This window comes from Reichenbachiella sp. (assembly GCF_039969095.1).
GTDB lineage: Bacteria > Bacteroidota > Bacteroidia > Cytophagales > Cyclobacteriaceae > Reichenbachiella.
Genome location: NZ_JBDVOL010000003.1, coordinates 151,141 through 166,073 on the forward strand (window position 1 = coordinate 151,141; position 14,933 = coordinate 166,073).

Annotated in this window: 16 protein-coding genes and 1 tRNA gene; 3 read left to right on the forward strand and 14 right to left on the reverse strand. The window is 38.5% G+C overall.

Annotated elements, in window-relative coordinates; translation table 11 throughout:
• The first annotated feature begins 27 nt into the window (after positions 1-27).
• Positions 28-525 (forward strand): tetratricopeptide repeat protein, encoded by a 498-nt coding sequence (locus ABJH98_RS00735; RefSeq protein ID WP_348305705.1) that lies wholly within the window; start codon positions 28-30, stop codon positions 523-525.
• Here the strand turns inward: ABJH98_RS00735 and ABJH98_RS00740 are convergent.
• Entirely contained in the window at positions 522-1,310 is a 789-nt protein-coding gene (locus ABJH98_RS00740; RefSeq protein ID WP_348305706.1) for a (Fe-S)-binding protein, read from the reverse strand. The two genes, ABJH98_RS00735 and ABJH98_RS00740, sit on opposite strands and share 4 nt — an antisense overlap.
• Positions 1,311-1,314: 4 nt before the next feature.
• Positions 1,315-2,622, reverse strand: coding sequence for a (Fe-S)-binding protein (locus ABJH98_RS00745; RefSeq protein ID WP_348305707.1), 1,308 nt, complete (start codon positions 2,620-2,622; stop codon positions 1,315-1,317).
• An 84-nt stretch (positions 2,623-2,706) separates the two neighbouring features.
• Between ABJH98_RS00745 and ABJH98_RS00750 the strand changes: the two genes are divergently transcribed.
• A tRNA-Phe gene (locus ABJH98_RS00750) sits at positions 2,707-2,782 on the forward strand.
• A complete protein-coding gene (locus ABJH98_RS00755) occupies positions 2,748-3,020 on the forward strand; it encodes a hypothetical protein (protein WP_348305708.1) in 273 nt (90 codons plus the stop codon). Before ABJH98_RS00750 ends, ABJH98_RS00755 begins: the two co-directional genes overlap by 35 nt.
• Positions 3,021-3,165: 145 nt before the next feature.
• Here the strand turns inward: ABJH98_RS00755 and ABJH98_RS00760 are convergent, their stop codons facing one another.
• The 12 genes from ABJH98_RS00760 to ABJH98_RS00815 form a co-directional block, all read right to left on the reverse strand.
• Positions 3,166-4,239, reverse strand: a complete 1,074-nt coding sequence (locus ABJH98_RS00760) for a fasciclin domain-containing protein (protein ID WP_348305709.1) — start codon at positions 4,237-4,239, stop codon at positions 3,166-3,168.
• 133 nt (positions 4,240-4,372) lie between these two features.
• Positions 4,373-5,572 carry an alpha/beta hydrolase gene (locus tag ABJH98_RS00765; RefSeq protein WP_348305710.1) on the reverse strand — a complete coding sequence of 400 codons (1,200 nt, stop codon included), beginning with the start codon at positions 5,570-5,572 and terminating at the stop codon, positions 4,373-4,375.
• Between the two features lie 90 nt (positions 5,573-5,662).
• A complete protein-coding gene (locus ABJH98_RS00770) occupies positions 5,663-8,593 on the reverse strand; it encodes a TonB-dependent receptor (protein ID WP_348305711.1) in 2,931 nt (976 codons plus the stop codon).
• Between the two features lie 139 nt (positions 8,594-8,732).
• Positions 8,733-9,056, reverse strand: a complete 324-nt coding sequence (gene gldC / locus ABJH98_RS00775) for a gliding motility protein GldC (protein WP_348305712.1) — start codon at positions 9,054-9,056, stop codon at positions 8,733-8,735.
• A gap of 583 nt (positions 9,057-9,639) precedes the next feature.
• A complete protein-coding gene (locus ABJH98_RS00780) occupies positions 9,640-10,293 on the reverse strand; it encodes a CoA transferase subunit B (RefSeq protein ID WP_348305713.1) in 654 nt (217 codons plus the stop codon).
• A complete protein-coding gene (locus ABJH98_RS00785; RefSeq protein WP_348305714.1) occupies positions 10,283-10,546 on the reverse strand; it encodes a four helix bundle protein in 264 nt (87 codons plus the stop codon). The genes ABJH98_RS00780 and ABJH98_RS00785 overlap by 11 nt, the downstream gene beginning before the upstream one ends.
• Positions 10,547-10,557: 11 nt before the next feature.
• Entirely contained in the window at positions 10,558-11,259 is a 702-nt protein-coding gene (locus ABJH98_RS00790) for a CoA transferase subunit A (protein WP_348305715.1), read from the reverse strand.
• Positions 11,260-11,348: 89 nt separating this feature from the next.
• Positions 11,349-12,281 (reverse strand): bifunctional riboflavin kinase/FAD synthetase, encoded by a 933-nt coding sequence (locus ABJH98_RS00795; protein WP_348305716.1) that lies wholly within the window; start codon positions 12,279-12,281, stop codon positions 11,349-11,351.
• A 23-nt stretch (positions 12,282-12,304) separates the two neighbouring features.
• Positions 12,305-12,997, reverse strand: coding sequence for a tRNA pseudouridine(55) synthase TruB (truB, locus tag ABJH98_RS00800; RefSeq protein WP_348305717.1), 693 nt, complete (start codon positions 12,995-12,997; stop codon positions 12,305-12,307).
• The gene (locus tag ABJH98_RS00805; RefSeq protein WP_348305718.1) at positions 12,991-13,788 is read right to left on the reverse strand and encodes an undecaprenyl-diphosphate phosphatase; all 798 of its coding nucleotides are present in this window, start codon (positions 13,786-13,788) and stop codon (positions 12,991-12,993) included. Before ABJH98_RS00805 ends, truB begins: the two co-directional genes overlap by 7 nt.
• Positions 13,789-14,001: a DUF3098 domain-containing protein gene (locus ABJH98_RS00810; RefSeq protein WP_348305719.1), complete on the reverse strand. Its 213-nt coding sequence runs from the start codon at positions 13,999-14,001 to the stop codon at positions 13,789-13,791.
• 3 nt (positions 14,002-14,004) lie between these two features.
• On the reverse strand, positions 14,005-14,901 hold the full coding sequence (locus ABJH98_RS00815; protein WP_348305720.1) for an ABC transporter permease: 897 nt from the start codon (positions 14,899-14,901) through the stop codon (positions 14,005-14,007).
• Positions 14,902-14,933 lie beyond the last annotated feature (32 nt).

The window sequence follows — 14,933 nt, forward strand, 5'->3', positions numbered from 1 at the left end:
TTGAGCTCTGGATAAAAACGAAGGTTTATGAAAATATTACTAGTAGTAGTTGTTTTGGTCTCATCATTTGGCGAGATATCACAGAACCCATCTATGGATCAAGCGCATGGACTGCTCTCAGAAGGCTATTTGGAAGAAGCATTAGACATGTTCAATGATCTTGAAAAAACAAATGGCACCAACCCTGAATTCTTTTTCCTTAGAGGTTCCTGTTTGTCAGAATTGGGCGAGAATGAAAGTGCGATCACTGATCTCAATATTTCCATCTCATTGGACAACAAAAATGCAGATGCCTACTACCAAAGAGGATTTGCTTATTTCACTATTGGCAATAGCCCAATGGCACTAAAGGACTTTAATGCGGCCATTGCTATAAGTCCTAATTATGGAGAAGCATTTCTCAATAGAGGCACCGTTCAATATGATTTAGGAAATACCGATGCGGCTTGCCAAGACTGGCAATTTGCACTGGATACAGGACTCACTCTCGCTCAAGCCCTGATCGATCAGCTGTGTACGGATTAATCCATAGCTTCATCAAGCAGCTCTGCTATATCTTTTACCTGAACTTCCGCTTCCTTTTCTTTGCTTTTCACACCGTCCGATAGCATGGTCATACAAAATGGACAGCCAGAAGCAATTACCTTGGCTCCAGTATCCAAAGCCTCTTCCGTACGTTCGATATTGATTTCTTTGTCTCCTGACTCAGCATCTTTGAACATCTGTCCACCACCAGCTCCGCAACAAAGACCCTTAGTCTTACACCTTTTCATCTCGACTAAATCTGCGTCCAGTGATTTTAATACATTTCTAGGTGCTTCGTAGATATCATTGGCTCGACCCAAATAACAAGAATCATGATAAGTGATTTTTTGTCCCTTAAATGAACCTCCACTTACTTTCAATTTGCCTTCATCCAAAAGTTCTTGCAAAAAGGTGGTATGATGAATGACTTCATAATTGCCACCTAAATCAGGATACTCATTCTTCAAAGTATTAAAACAGTGAGGACAGGCAGTCACAATTTTCTTCACCTGATACATATCCAACAATTGGATGTTGGCCATGGCTTGCATCTGAAACAAAAACTCATTTCCAGCTCTACGGGCAGGATCCCCTGTACAACTTTCTTCAGGGCCCAATACGGCAAAGTTGACATTAAGCTTGTTTAAGATTTTTGTAAAGGCAACAGTCACTCTTTTATATCTGTCATCGAATGACCCTGCACATCCGACCCAAAACAATATTTCAGGAGTTTCTCCTTTGGCTTGTAATTCTGCTACTGTAGGTGCTTTTATCGCTTCGCTCATCTGCTTAGTTTTTGTCGTTTAAATCTTGTGCCCAGTTGAACCTATCGGTTGGAGAAAATTTCCAAGGGGCAAAATTGGTTTCAATATTGGAAAACATAGAATTCCAAGAGGCTGGTGAGCCAGACTCTTCCATGGCTACATAGCGCTTCATTTCCAAAATAATGGACAATGGATCAATATTAATAGGACATGCCTCTGTACAGGCATTACAGCTCGTACAGGCATTGATTTCTTCTTTAGTAATAAAGTCGCCTAATAAGGCCTTTCCTTCTCCTTTACCCGCTCCTATGTCTTCTATTCGATCGCGGGTGTCCATCATCACTTTACGTGGAGAAAGCAGCTTTCCGGTTTGATTGGCTGGACATTCTGCTGTGCATCTTCCACACTCTGTACAAGAATAAGCTTCCATCAAACTCTTCCAACTCAAATCTGTAGCATCTTTCGCTCCGAAAGTTCCTACTTCGGCAGGAGGATCTCCTGCTCCCTCTACAGGCATACCCAGCATGGATTTGACTTCATTGGTCACTGCATCCATATTCTGAATTTTACCCTTTGGTTCCAGATTGGAATAATAGGTATTAGGGAATGCTAAAAAGATATGAAGATGTTTAGAGTAAGTCACATAGACAGCGAAAGCAAAAATGCCAATGATATGGAACCACCAGGCTCCTCTCTCAATGACTATCAAAAAGCCATCTGAATAATTTTGAAACAACGGAATGAATAGGCTAGAAATCATCAAGTTTCCAGTATCCACATACCCTGCAACCCCTCTGCTTTGTAATACCTGATCTGCTGCATTCATTTTTAGAATAGCGAACATCAACACACATTCAATGATCAAAATCAGATTACCATCCAACGCAGGCCATCCTTTCATTTCGGGTTTGGTGAATCTTGGCACCTTGATCACATTTCTTCGAATCAGAAAGGCAATACAGGAAATAAGCACCCCAAAGGCTAGCAACTCGAAGAAGTTCATGGCTACATTATAAAATGACCCCAAGTATGGCGCAAATATTCTGTGCGTCCCAAGCAATCCATCAATCAAAAACTCAAGAACTTCAAGGTTGATCACAAGGAATCCAACATAAATCAGCAAATGCAAAAAGGCAGGAATGGGCTTTTTAAACATCTTTTTTTGACCGAAGGCTATCAAAAACATGGCCTTCCATCTATCACTTGGCCGATCCGAACGATCCAAGTCTTTACCAAGCAAAATATTACTTCTGATTTGCTTAATTCTTCGTATTAAAAAGTAGATCGGAACAGCTACAACCGCCACAAAAACTACTTGTAAAATCCATGTCATATTCTCCCTATTTTTTTATTTCAAATATCTTCTAAAATGTTTGCCGCATTAACAATTATTTTTACTTTTGTGCCTCGTTAACGCGGTGATGTAGCTCAGTTGGTAGAGCATCGGACTGAAAATCCGTGAGTCGGTGGTTCGAGCCCACTCATCACCACCAGATAGCGAAAGGGTTTCTGATTCAGAGACCCTTTTTTTATGCCCAAAAATCAACTGGACAACATCAGCAATCAGAGTCCATTTCCAAACAAAGTTACTTCTCCTCAGAGTCACCTGTAAGGGACTCTGAGAATATCTCTCAAAGACATCAGAGTTCTCGAAGGAGTAACTCTGATGGAGTAGGCGTGTTGAAACCACTTCAGAAGGAAGCCATTTTGGGTCAGTTTTCATTCCTCTAAAATACAGAAGATTTTCCAAAATATAGTATGCATGCATAACATTTTATACTTGTGTTAGCAGTCCGTTTCAATTGCTCCTATAAGCAGGACACAAAAAAACCCTGACGAAATTCGCCAGGGTTTAAAATTATTATATAAGTCTTACTTAAGGTGCAAGAACACCCGCAATCACATGAAGAATTCCATTTGACGCCTCAAATGCATCTGCAATTGCTACTTCTGCATCCAAATTAGTTAGGGAAGCCCCCGAATCAGCCAACGTACAATCTACGTCTCCATTAGAATCGATATAAACACCGATACCATTGTCCGCTTCAACTACATCTGTATTATTGAAAATTTCTAAAGCACCGAAATTAACTCCATCCAAGGTATACAAAGTACTAAACTCATCACATGTCTCCAATGTAGAACCTGCTACACTTCCCACTATTACATGATTAGCAATAATACCATACCACTGCTGAGCAGTATAGGTATCTGCAGTAATACTTCCTGCTTCAAATGTTGCATTAGAAGGCGCGAATACTGTGTAAGCTGTTTCCCCAATCAAAATTGAAGTCAGAGTAGTCAATTCATTTTCAGCTGCATAAGTGTCAGCTTTTGCTATAGCTGAAGCCAAAATTGTAAAGTCTGCGCCTAACAAAATAGGCTGAGATAGTTTACCCAAGTTAACCCCAATTGTTGCGAATAGTGTTGGAGGAATAAGAATAGTTTCAATAACGTGTACAGTACCGTTAGTAGCAGCTATATCAGCCTCTAGTACCTCTACTGCATCATCAGATCCACCGGTAGCAATAGTACCATCGCCATTTCCAACAATGTTTTCTCCTTGCAAAGTTTCAAATGAACCATTCACAAGCTCATCGCTAGAGACATCATCTGCTACAAATTGAAAAAGCATGGTAGCTTTTACAATATCTGGAGCTACTATATCAAGTGAACTACCTAATGTTGCTTCTAATTTTGTAAATGCCGCATTGTTCGGAGCAAATAAAGTGTGAGTAGTTGTACCCTCGGCATATCCTTTCAATTCTGCATCAGCATCAATATAACTTTTTAAGTCACTAAGATCACTATCAGCTGATACTAGTTCATAAATCGTCATCGTTGCTTCTTCTTCATCATCTTCATCGTCATCACAAGCTGTGAATGACAGTGCTAATCCGCATAAAAGCGTCAGCATCATAACTCTAAATAGTTTGTCAAGTGTATTCATTTCGTAGAATTTTGTTTTCAAAAATTGAATTAAGTCATCCAATTTAAATAAAATATATATAATAGTATGTATGCATAACAAATTTCATTTCACAGAATTTTGTCCGCTCAGTAGTAACGAAATCTGAAATCACTTATTTCAGCTCATCAAACTTCTTAATAAAATCTTCTACATAAGGGAAAAAACCAGTGCCATGTGTCCCTCCTTCAATTGAAATAAACGACAAGATATCACTAGATGTGCCTAGGGTTATCATATTTTCATAAGCGTCCACCGAATTTTGATAGGGTACAGTAATATCTGCATCGCCATGATACATGATCATTCGTATCTCTGGTACCCAAGCATCTAAGCTGTTTTCTTCAAAAGCATCATTTAATTCATCAAATTTATCGTTGGTGTCTACCTCATCGAGAAATGTCTCTGTTAATAATTCATTCACATCATTCGTTAACTTATCATTGATATCTCCTCCAGAATAGCTTCCATCAAAATATTTTGGGATATCAGTCGCGTAAGGTTCATTAAACATATCACTTAAGCTAAGAGTCCAATCTGAATAAGTAGAAAAATAAGACATAGCTACATATGCTAGATAAAATGGCTGGTGATAAGTATCAAGGCTGAAAAAATATTCTTGCATTCCTTTGACATCATATCCCCCAGATGCTGGAGCCGAAGCAATAAGCTTGATGCCATCTATAGGATGCTCCTCATAGGCTTTATGAGCTGCCATGGTGGCAAACCCTCCTTCAGAGTAACCTGCCAAATACAAATCTCCATTAAAGTCAAAGCCTTCTTGCTTGGCCAATTCCTCAGCTGCTTGGACCATATCCAATATAGAATTTGCTGTTAAATCAGCATGATAGTAAGGGTGTAGTACTTCGCTTGAACTACCAAATCCTATAAAATCAGGAATTAGAAAAATATAGCCGGCACTTGCCAGATTGCTTAATAATGTATAATCACGATTAACTGTTGGAGCTTCATCGTGCCCAACCATAGTACCGTGTTGGAAACTTAGCATAGGCATGGGTTCGGAAGTATCAGGAAAAGTCACTAAGCCAGAAGCAATAATTTCTTCCCCTAAATACTGCGTTTTATATTCCAACTCATAAATTTTTACATCATGCGTTAGGTAATCGTCTAATTGATCAATACCCGCAAAAGCAAATAAATTGAGAATTTCATCTTTATCATTTCCAAATTGGAAAGTTGAAGTCTCTAGGTGTTGAACACTTTCTTTTTTGTCATCGTTGTCATTGCACGAAGTACAAACAACTACGAATAATAGAAGTGAAACAATTATTTTATTCGTATAGCTAGTTTTCATTTTAGGATAATTCGATTTAAAAAATAAAAAGCTGACACCAAAGTAAAAGTTCTACTACGATGTCAGCTTTGCGTATTGATCTTTAAAGTCTTAATTCATGAATTCATCAAATGTGATGGATACATAGTATATCGCTCCGATATTTGGACCACCTAGACTGGTGTTATAAAAATCATTAGTCAGATTAGACCCTCCCAATTTCACAACTGATTTCAAATTGCTGATTTTGTAGCTGACTTGTGCGTCCAATGTAGCATATGCTTCCACTTCTCCAATAGCAAAAGAGGATTGCCACAAGAATGCATCTTGCCATCTGTAAGTGACATTAAATCCTAAGTTCTCCGTCAATTTTCTGTTTGCAAATGAAATATTGAACTTATGCTCTGGTGTATTGAATTCTGAAATAAAACCTTCTGCCGCTAGTTTGTCCTCATCATTCAGCACATTCCAATTATAATTACCTCCTATAGTATATCCGCCTGACAAACTATAGGTAAGACCGATAGCAGCCCCCTGAGCTGTTACTTGTCTATCAATGTTCGTATAAAATTGTGCCGTATTTCCTTCAAAACTACCGTCAGAAAGTAAAGTCAATGTAGACCCTCGCATCAAAGAAGCATAATTTGGGCTTCCATCTGCCAATTCACTGTATTTTCTTGCCTGAATCTGAGTAATGAAATTGTTGTATATATTATAATACCCAACCAAGTCAATCATTAAATTATTCGAAAGCAAGCTTTTGTAACCTATTTCGAATGCCTTGACAGTTTCAGGTTGAACAGCATTAAATTCAGTTAGTTCATTTCCTGTTAAATATTCATCTACAAGAGCTGGGTCAAATGGGTTACCATTGGATTCAAACAAAGCGTCCGTCCATTCATTAACCACCGAGACTGGGTAGCTATTTTCAGTTAGTTTATACTTTTCATTTACTCTTGGAAGGCCTCCTAATAGACGAGCAGAGATAATGTCCAAATCAATATACTGACCTTGATTTGTTGGGTTTCTAAATCCTCTCTGCGCCGAGATGCGTAAATTATGACTTTCCATAAATGTCCATACAGCAGCCAATTTAGGACTAAATTGACCATCAAAATTTTCATTCTTATCGTATCTCACAGATGCTAAAAGATTAACTCGATCATTTGCTATCTTTTTAGAAGCTTGTGCATAACCGCCATATTCTTTTATGGTACGCCCTCCTAAATCGTCAAATACAGTTCCATTCGACTTCAAATCAAACATTCTAAAACTCGCACCAGTTTGAAGACTTATTGCATCAATTTGATTTTTAAAATCATACTGACCCTCCACATGGTACATGCCAGAATTATCATTAAATTTTGGTCCAAAAGGGACTTCTCCTTCGCTTACCTTGTTTTTATATTCTTCGAATTGCTTTGATTCAGGATCTAAAGGAAAAGCGGCATCCATCACGCCCATCGCATATTCATGCGCTTGCCAAGATTGATCGGAAGTGACATTGTTGGGGTCATCACTTGGCCTAAATCCTTGATTATATAAAGACTCAAGATAATATATAGGGTAAGTAGTAAGGTAGTTAGATACATCCCCTCCGTATCTTTCATCATTGACCCTCTTAGCCAAAAATTCTGCAATAAATGAATCTCCAGAGTTTTCACGAGTGGTATAGGCTCTTATATAAAAATTATCGCCTCTTAGCTGTAGTCTATGCTGTTGAATGGCAAAATTCTTTAATGAATACCGCTGTGCTCCGGTATAAACAGTAGTTCCAAAACCATAGTTAAACAAGTAGCTCAATTCTAATTCATCATTCAATCGATAGTAAAGACCAGCATTTGCTTTTAAATTTTTCGCGCCGTAATCAACTATATATTTTTCCTCGTAACTAGGTGCTGCAATGATATGATTGGGCAAAAATCCAGATTGAGAATACTGCCAAGCTGTTATGCCCGGTTCAAAAACACCGTCTCCTGAAGATGCCGGAGTTTGCCATCCAACTGAACCTCCACTTGTGGTACTAAATCTTAAAATATTCATATTCAAATTGGCTTCATCTCCCATATAGTGCAATCTGTCCGCACTGATGTTCTCTTCATTTGGAAAAGGATTTATACTAGCATTTCTATCAAATGCGCTAGTACCATGCCAATCATCTGCTTGCATATAAGAGAAATTCACTTTTACTGCCAACTTGTTGTTGAAAGCCTTGGCATATCGAATGGCCATCTCATTCATCATTGCGGCATCCTGATCTGCGTTAGATCCTACGTGATTTACGCCAACTTTATAATAAGCACTTAGACCTTGATAGTCAAAAGGATTCTTGCTATTGACTAATAGAATTCCATTGAAAGCATTGGCCCCATATATTGCAGATGATGACCCAGGAATTAGTTCCAAACTTTCCACATCGATAACAGAAGGGCCATTTAGGTTGCCTACAGGAAAATTAAGACCAGGAGCCTGTGTATCCATTCCATCCGTTTGTTGTACAAATCTTGTATTACCGTTGCTGGCAAAACCTCTTGTATTTACTATTTGAAAATTAATACTAGAAGAATTTACATCTACTCCCTTAATGTTCGCCAGTCCCTTGTAGTAGTCATCTGATGCTGTATTTTGGACAGCCAGAATATCTAACTTTTCTATGGAGACAGGAGACTCCAAGATGCTTTCCTCAACTCGCGAAGCAGATACGACTACTTCTTGCCCTAAGATTGCAGATTCTTCCAAACTAATTTCGAGTCCTTGAACATTGGCATCGTTAATTTCAATTTCGGTAGAAGTATAACCTACCATCGAAAACACTAAGGTCATAGGAGGCGCAGAACTTACGCTCAATTTGAAATTTCCATCTGTGTCCGAAATTGTGCCTATAACTTTGCCTTTCACCACGATACTCACACCGAGCAAAGTCTCTCTCGTGTTGCTATCTACAACACTGCCTGAAATGGTAGTCTGTGCCAGAGCACCGAAATTAATTAGTCCCCCGAGTACCAAACTCAGATAAAATCGCTTAGTAAAAAGTTTACTCATATTAATCATTATTAAGTGTTTTGCTGATCATCATGCTACGAAAAAACTATTTCGTGTCTCTAATATTAAAGAAAATTTAATAAAATCAGCCTTGATTAAGCACCTAATAATGATTTTAGAGAAAAATTATGCATGCATACTACTTTTCACTCAGGTATTGCACCAATTTTTCGCAAAGATTGGAGATTTCTGACGACATGAATTCATCACCTGTGGCAGACAAAAGTGTACTTGCAGAGCTGCCTAAAAGATTAATATGAAACTGCTTCATTTCATCTGTATTCATGTCTTTTGTCCAAAGATCGAGCATCAAAGTATCTCTCTTTTTATCATCCCAAATACCAATAGAGATAGACTTGGTTTTTTGTTGTTCAGCCCCAGCATCTTCAGCGGACCATTGAATTTCTTCTGGAATATTCTGTTCGTCGAGTGTGACCTCTATGTTGATTTTTGATTTCTTCATCTGATTTTATCTGCGTAATGGAGGTGCAAAGAAACAAAACCTTCATGAAAGAGTCGATGAATAGTCACAGAATACCACCTTGAATTCAGAATATTTGAATCAATCACAATAGTCTAATCCTTGATCAATTTGTAAAGCTGAGGGAGAATCAGAAATGATCAAAATACGTCTTACCTTAATAGAATCTATCCAATGAAACAGAGTTTAAAACTTACTTGTATCTCAACGATACTTTCGCCTCGCCGGCTGGCCTTACTTTCTTTCTTGAAAAAGAAAGTAAGCAAAGAATTCAAGGCTGCTATTCATTTCTTAACGCTTTTTCCATCATGAGCTCAGAATCAAAAAGAAACTCGTCCATTCCAGTAATCGTAATTTTTTTATTCCTTCCAGGACTCAGACAGTCCTTTTGATTTTATCTGATTCATGTTGAAAAAATCTAAAATGAATAAATGCCAAGATAAAAATCAAGTGCAGAAGAAGGTGGACTAATCAGTAATCATTTCGGTTTTCAAAGAAAAAAGCAGGGAGACTAGGCAGTCTTCTTGCTCTTGGCTTTAATCTTTTACAACAAACTTCGGAAAAGTTATATCTTCATTTCTGGAATCTCTCCTTCAACGATCAATGTACCTTCAGTGGCCTTTTGAATATCTTCGACAGACACTCCAGGCGCTCTTTCGATTAATTGGAAACCTTTTGGCGTGACATCTAGAACAGCCATATTGGTTACAATCTTCTTTACACAGCCTACTCCAGTCAAAGGAAGCGTACACCTTTTTAATATTTTTGACTCCCCTGCTTTGTTGGTGTGCATCATGGCTACTATGATATTTTCAGCAGATGCCACTAAATCCATGGCTCCACCCATCCCTTTCACCATTCGGCCAGGAATCTTCCAATTGGCAATATCTCCGTTTTCTGATACTTCCATGGCACCTAAAACAGTTAATTGAACATGTTGGCCACGAATCATGGCGAAGCTGGTCGATGAATCGAAAATAGATGCACCTTTCAGCAGTGTAACGGTCTGTTTCCCTGCATTGATCATATCCGCATCTTCTTCTCCCTCGTACGGAAATGGCCCCATTCCAAGAATGCCATTCTCAGATTGAAATTCTACCTCAATCCCTTCTGGGATATAATTAGCAACTAATGTTGGAATTCCAATGCCTAGATTGACGTACCAACCATTCTGTAATTCTTGTGCTATTCGTTTTGCAATTCCAGTTTTATCTAACATCCCTTAAATAATTTGAAGATTTTTTAATTTGAAGAATTGAAGGTGCGGCTATCTTGAGTTTATGAATAAAGTCAGCCTTACTCTCAGCATTTTGTGCCTCACGCACATTTGCACCTATTGACGTGCCTGGTTTTAGTATCTGCCTGGCAATTACATACTTCTTTTCTGACTCCAGTTTTTCAGCAAATGAAATTATGCCCAGTGCAAATTGAAAAGTCAAGTCTACAACGATATTTTCCTTATCATTCCTCATTTTCAAATTGATCAATTTTCAATTTTCCTGATTGTCAATTGCTCAATTCGCTTTTCATAATCCTTTCCTTGAAAAATGCGCTGAACGAAAATGCCGGGTGTATGTATGAAATTAGGATCCAACTCTCCTGGCTCTACTAATTCATCTACTTCTGCAATCGTAATCTTGCCAGCCATGGCCATAGGCGGATTAAAATTTCGTGCAGTTCCTTTATAAACTAAGTTTCCAAATTTATCTCCTTTCCAGGCCTTTACAATTGCAAAATCCGCCGTAAGTGCCGATTCCAAAATGTGTGGTTTGCCATTGAATTCTCTAACTTCTTTCCCTTCTGCGACTTCAGTTCCGAAACCTGCAGGAGTGAAAAAAGCTGGAATTCCTGCTCCACCCGCTCGACATCTTTCAGCCAATGAACCTTGTGGAATCAAATCCACTTCTAATTCACCGCTCAACATTTGCCTTTCAAATTCGTCATTCTCTCCTACATAAGAAGAGATCATTTTCTTAATTTGTTTTTTTTGAAGTAAAAGTCCTAAACCAAAATCATCCACCCCAGCATTATTAGAGATACAAGTAAGATCGGAAATCCCTTTATCGTTTAGGGCTGAAATACAATTTTCAGGAATGCCGCAAAGACCAAAGCCTCCCAACATTAACGTCATACCGTGATTGATTCCTTCAATGGCGGCTTGAGCATCAGCTACAATTTTGTTCATAGCAGTAAGTTGTTGTTTAATGTATAATGATACACTACAAACTTAAGGTTTTTGAGGCGTTCGCCCCCATCAAACTTCCAACAACTGGATCAATATTCTTTAAGAAGTTCCAAGGCTACTACTTTATCCTTCTGAAGTTGAGCTTTTAGGTCTTCTAAGGAATCAAATTTTTTCTCTTCCCTTAAGTATTTCACAAAATTGATTTGGATAGTTTGGTCATATATCTGCTCATTAAAGTCAAATATGTGTGTTTCAATGACACGGTGTAATCCTCCCACCGTTGGTCGAATGCCAATATTGAGCATGGCTTTGTGCCATTTGCCTCCAGTTTTCACTTGGACGATGTATGCACCATCCTTTGGAATTAATTTAAAGTCTTCTTTGACCTGAACATTGGCCGTTGGAAACCCCAATTTTGTTCCTATTCGTTTTCCTTTGACCACTTGGCCAGTCAGGCTATACTGGCGCCCAAGAAACTCAGCTGCTAAGTCTACCGATCCGTGAAATAAAGCCTGACGAATTTTGGTACTGCTCACTCCCACATCGTCGATATCCTGTCTAGGAATTTCTTCGACTTCAAACCCGAACCGCTCACTATTTTCTTTCAAGTACTCAAAACTGCCTGATCGATTTTTACCAAAACGATGATCGTAACCAATGATCAATTTCTTGGTCTTCAGTTTTTTAACAAGCATGTTCTGGATGAAAGTCTCTGAAGACAGTTGAGAGAAGGCTTTGGTGAACTCTACTTTAACCAAGTAGTCAATTCCTACTTCTTCCAGTAATTGTGCCTTCTCTTCAAAAGTGGAAAGTAGTTTCAAAGTCTTTTCCTCAGGAAACAAAACAAACCGGGGATGTGGCCAAAAAGTGAGAACTACACTTTTACCATTAAGTTCTCGAGCTGTTTTAACTATCTTCTTGAGAATCTTCTGATGACCGAAGTGCACACCATCAAAAGTACCACTGGTAACAATAGCGTTTTGAATATCGGGAATGGCTTGGTGTCCTTCAATAATGACCATAGCGTGTAATTATGACGGCAAATCTAATCTCTTTGCAATCGGGAAATAAAATCTTCTAAAACAAATGCATCGTCTACTTGAAAATCACCAATTGCAGTACGCCGTAGTTCAGACATATAGGCTCCACAGCCCAACTCTTCCCCAACGTCTCGAACCAGGCTTCTGATGTATGTTCCTTTAGAGCATTGGATTTTGAAACTGACCTCGGGAAAATTGCTGGAATCTACTTCAAACACAGGCACATGAACTGGTCTAGGTTTGAGTTTGATCTCTTCTTTCCGCCTAGCTGCTTTATAGGCTCTCTCTCCATCTACTTTGATGGCACTATAGATCGGTGGAATTTGCACAATATCTCCTGTCCATTTGGCTGCCGCTTCATTTACTTGCTGTTCGGTGATATGCTCGTAAGATTTTTCACTATCGAACTCAGTCTCTAAATCTACTGAAGGGGTGGTCTTACCCAATACCATTTTACCGGTATAGGTTTTTCCTAAATCCTGATATTCATTAATTTTTTTAGTGGCTTTGCCCGCACAAATAATAAGCAAGCCTGTAGCCAATGGGTCCAAAGTACCTGCATGACCCACTTTTTTTATTTTAAGCCTTCCCCTAATTTTTTTTACCACATCGAACGAAGTCCATTCCAGTGGCTTATCTACCAAAAAGACTTCTCCTTTTTCGAAGTCCATTTCCGATATGAGAATAGGATCTACCATAGTAGACTTCCAAGCACGGCGAGCAATCCAACCACTCCACAATAAATAGCGAAATAGATGAGCTTTCCTTTTTTCACAATAGAAATCATCCATTGACAAGCCAGCAAGCCTGATACAAAAGCCGCCAAAAATCCAACCGAAAGATTCATGCCAGAGATATTAGCTGCAATCTCTGGGTTTTCTAAGAAATCTTTAGTTTTTAACAACATAGCGCCCAGAATTGGAGGAAGCACCATTAAGAAGGAGAATCGAGCCGCTTTCTCTTTGTTAATGCCAAGTAATAAGGCTATGGAAATGGTAGAACCCGACCTAGATATGCCAGGCATTATAGCAATGGCTTGTGCCAATCCTATTAAAAAAGAGCTTTTGAATGTGATAGTTCCTTCGTTTTTTTTGTTGAAATAAGTGAAGGCAAGTAACAAAGCGGTGATCAACAACATGGTTCCTACCAATAGAATGTTTCCGCCAAAAAAAGATTCAATCTGGTCCTCAAAAAAAACACCTACTATTCCTACAGGAATCATGGAAAGCACAATCATAGCCGCAAATTGAGTAGATTCATTCCACTCAAACTCAAAAATGCCTTTGATGATTTCTAAGATATCCTTTCTAAATATCACCACTGTGCTACAGGCTGTGGCTCCATGAAGTATAATAGAAAATAAAAGATTGTCTTCTGATTGTACACCCAAAAAATAGGTGCCTAGCTCCAAGTGTCCGCTGCTACTTACAGGTAGAAATTCCGTTAACCCTTGGATGATTCCAAGGATCAATGCTTCAATAAAAGTCATTTATTTTTCTTTTGGCTTGTACAGAATAGCTACAAACTCAATGGCAAAACCTAAAAGTACCACAAGCGGACCCAAAGTCAGACCAAGAAAACCAAACCCATAAGGTTCGCCATCTAAACTCATGATGATAAATCCGAGAATCAAAACTGCCACTCCGGCAAGCATGATCATATAATTGATTTTTTGAAAAGCTAATTTATTCTTGTCGCTCATAATCTAATAAAGTTCGTCCAGTGACATTTTCATGTACTTCCTGATGGCCGCAAATGTACTCATAAAACCTACAAAAATTCCGACCAAAACGATTCCAGTACCGAGCAAAGCTAGCTGTTCAGTTTGAAGTAAGTCCAACAATCCCTCTACTTCGCTATTGAGATATCGCAAAAGCGATCCAAGTAAAGTTATTGCAATGAGTCCAGCGATCAATCCAAATAAGGAAGCGCGCAATAAAAAGGGCTTTCGGATAAATTGGGAGGTTGCACCTACCAGTTGCATGCTACGAATCAAAAAACGCTGAGAGAACAAGGCTAGCTTGATGGTATTATTGATCAGGATTACAACGACGATCAACAAAATAACAGAAAAGCCTATCAGCACGAAGCTCACTTTTTTTACGTTTTGGCGAATGCTATTTACTAAGCTTTCGATATAAGTTACTTCATACACGCCACGGATAAAGCCGATTTCTTTTTTAATTTCAATCAAGTTTTGGGATTCATGAAAATCTGGATTGATTTTAATTACCACTACATCTTTTAATGGATTGTCTCCAAGAAACTCTACAAAGTCCTCGCCTGTCTCTTCATAAAACTCCTTGGCTGCTTCTTCTTTTGTAATATGTGTAACCTGTGCAAGGCCGTCCTTTTTTATGACATAATCCTTTGAAGAAAGTGTCTTGATGATTTTAGTGACTTCGTTTTGGCTTAGATTTTTATTCAAAAAAATCTGCATTTCGACATTTTCTTGAATAATGGTTGTCAAGTTCTTGGTCATCATTAGCAATAGACCAAAAAGCCCCATTACAAAAAGGGCGAGAGTAACACTGAAAACCACACTAATAAAGGGATAGCTTCCTAATTTTTTCTTTTTTCTAAACTTTTTATCTTTTGTCATAAGTCAATGGTCAAAAATAGCCCAATTACTGA

Excerpts from the sequence above, each read along its gene's own strand:
- ABJH98_RS00780 (WP_348305713.1), bottom strand. The coding sequence starts at position 10,293 with ATGTTAGATAAAACTGGAATTGCAAAACGAATAGCACAAGAATTACAG.
- ABJH98_RS00735 (WP_348305705.1), top strand. The coding sequence starts at position 28 with ATGAAAATATTACTAGTAGTAGTTGTTTTGGTCTCATCATTTGGCGAG.
- ABJH98_RS00770 (WP_348305711.1), bottom strand. The coding sequence starts at position 8,593 with ATGAGTAAACTTTTTACTAAGCGATTTTATCTGAGTTTGGTACTCGGG.
- ABJH98_RS00745 (WP_348305707.1), bottom strand. The coding sequence starts at position 2,622 with ATGACATGGATTTTACAAGTAGTTTTTGTGGCGGTTGTAGCTGTTCCG.
- ABJH98_RS00810 (WP_348305719.1), bottom strand. The coding sequence starts at position 14,001 with ATGAGCGACAAGAATAAATTAGCTTTTCAAAAAATCAATTATATGATC.
- ABJH98_RS00790 (WP_348305715.1), bottom strand. The coding sequence starts at position 11,259 with ATGAACAAAATTGTAGCTGATGCTCAAGCCGCCATTGAAGGAATCAAT.
- ABJH98_RS00815 (WP_348305720.1), bottom strand. The coding sequence starts at position 14,901 with ATGACAAAAGATAAAAAGTTTAGAAAAAAGAAAAAATTAGGAAGCTAT.
- ABJH98_RS00805 (WP_348305718.1), bottom strand. The coding sequence starts at position 13,788 with ATGACTTTTATTGAAGCATTGATCCTTGGAATCATCCAAGGGTTAACG.
- ABJH98_RS00740 (WP_348305706.1), bottom strand. The coding sequence starts at position 1,310 with ATGAGCGAAGCGATAAAAGCACCTACAGTAGCAGAATTACAAGCCAAA.
- ABJH98_RS00765 (WP_348305710.1), bottom strand. The coding sequence starts at position 5,572 with ATGAAAACTAGCTATACGAATAAAATAATTGTTTCACTTCTATTATTC.
- gldC (WP_348305712.1), bottom strand. The coding sequence starts at position 9,056 with ATGAAGAAATCAAAAATCAACATAGAGGTCACACTCGACGAACAGAAT.
- ABJH98_RS00785 (WP_348305714.1), bottom strand. The coding sequence starts at position 10,546 with ATGAGGAATGATAAGGAAAATATCGTTGTAGACTTGACTTTTCAATTT.
- truB (WP_348305717.1), bottom strand. The coding sequence starts at position 12,997 with ATGGTAGATCCTATTCTCATATCGGAAATGGACTTCGAAAAAGGAGAA.
- ABJH98_RS00760 (WP_348305709.1), bottom strand. The coding sequence starts at position 4,239 with ATGAATACACTTGACAAACTATTTAGAGTTATGATGCTGACGCTTTTA.
- ABJH98_RS00795 (WP_348305716.1), bottom strand. The coding sequence starts at position 12,281 with ATGGTCATTATTGAAGGACACCAAGCCATTCCCGATATTCAAAACGCT.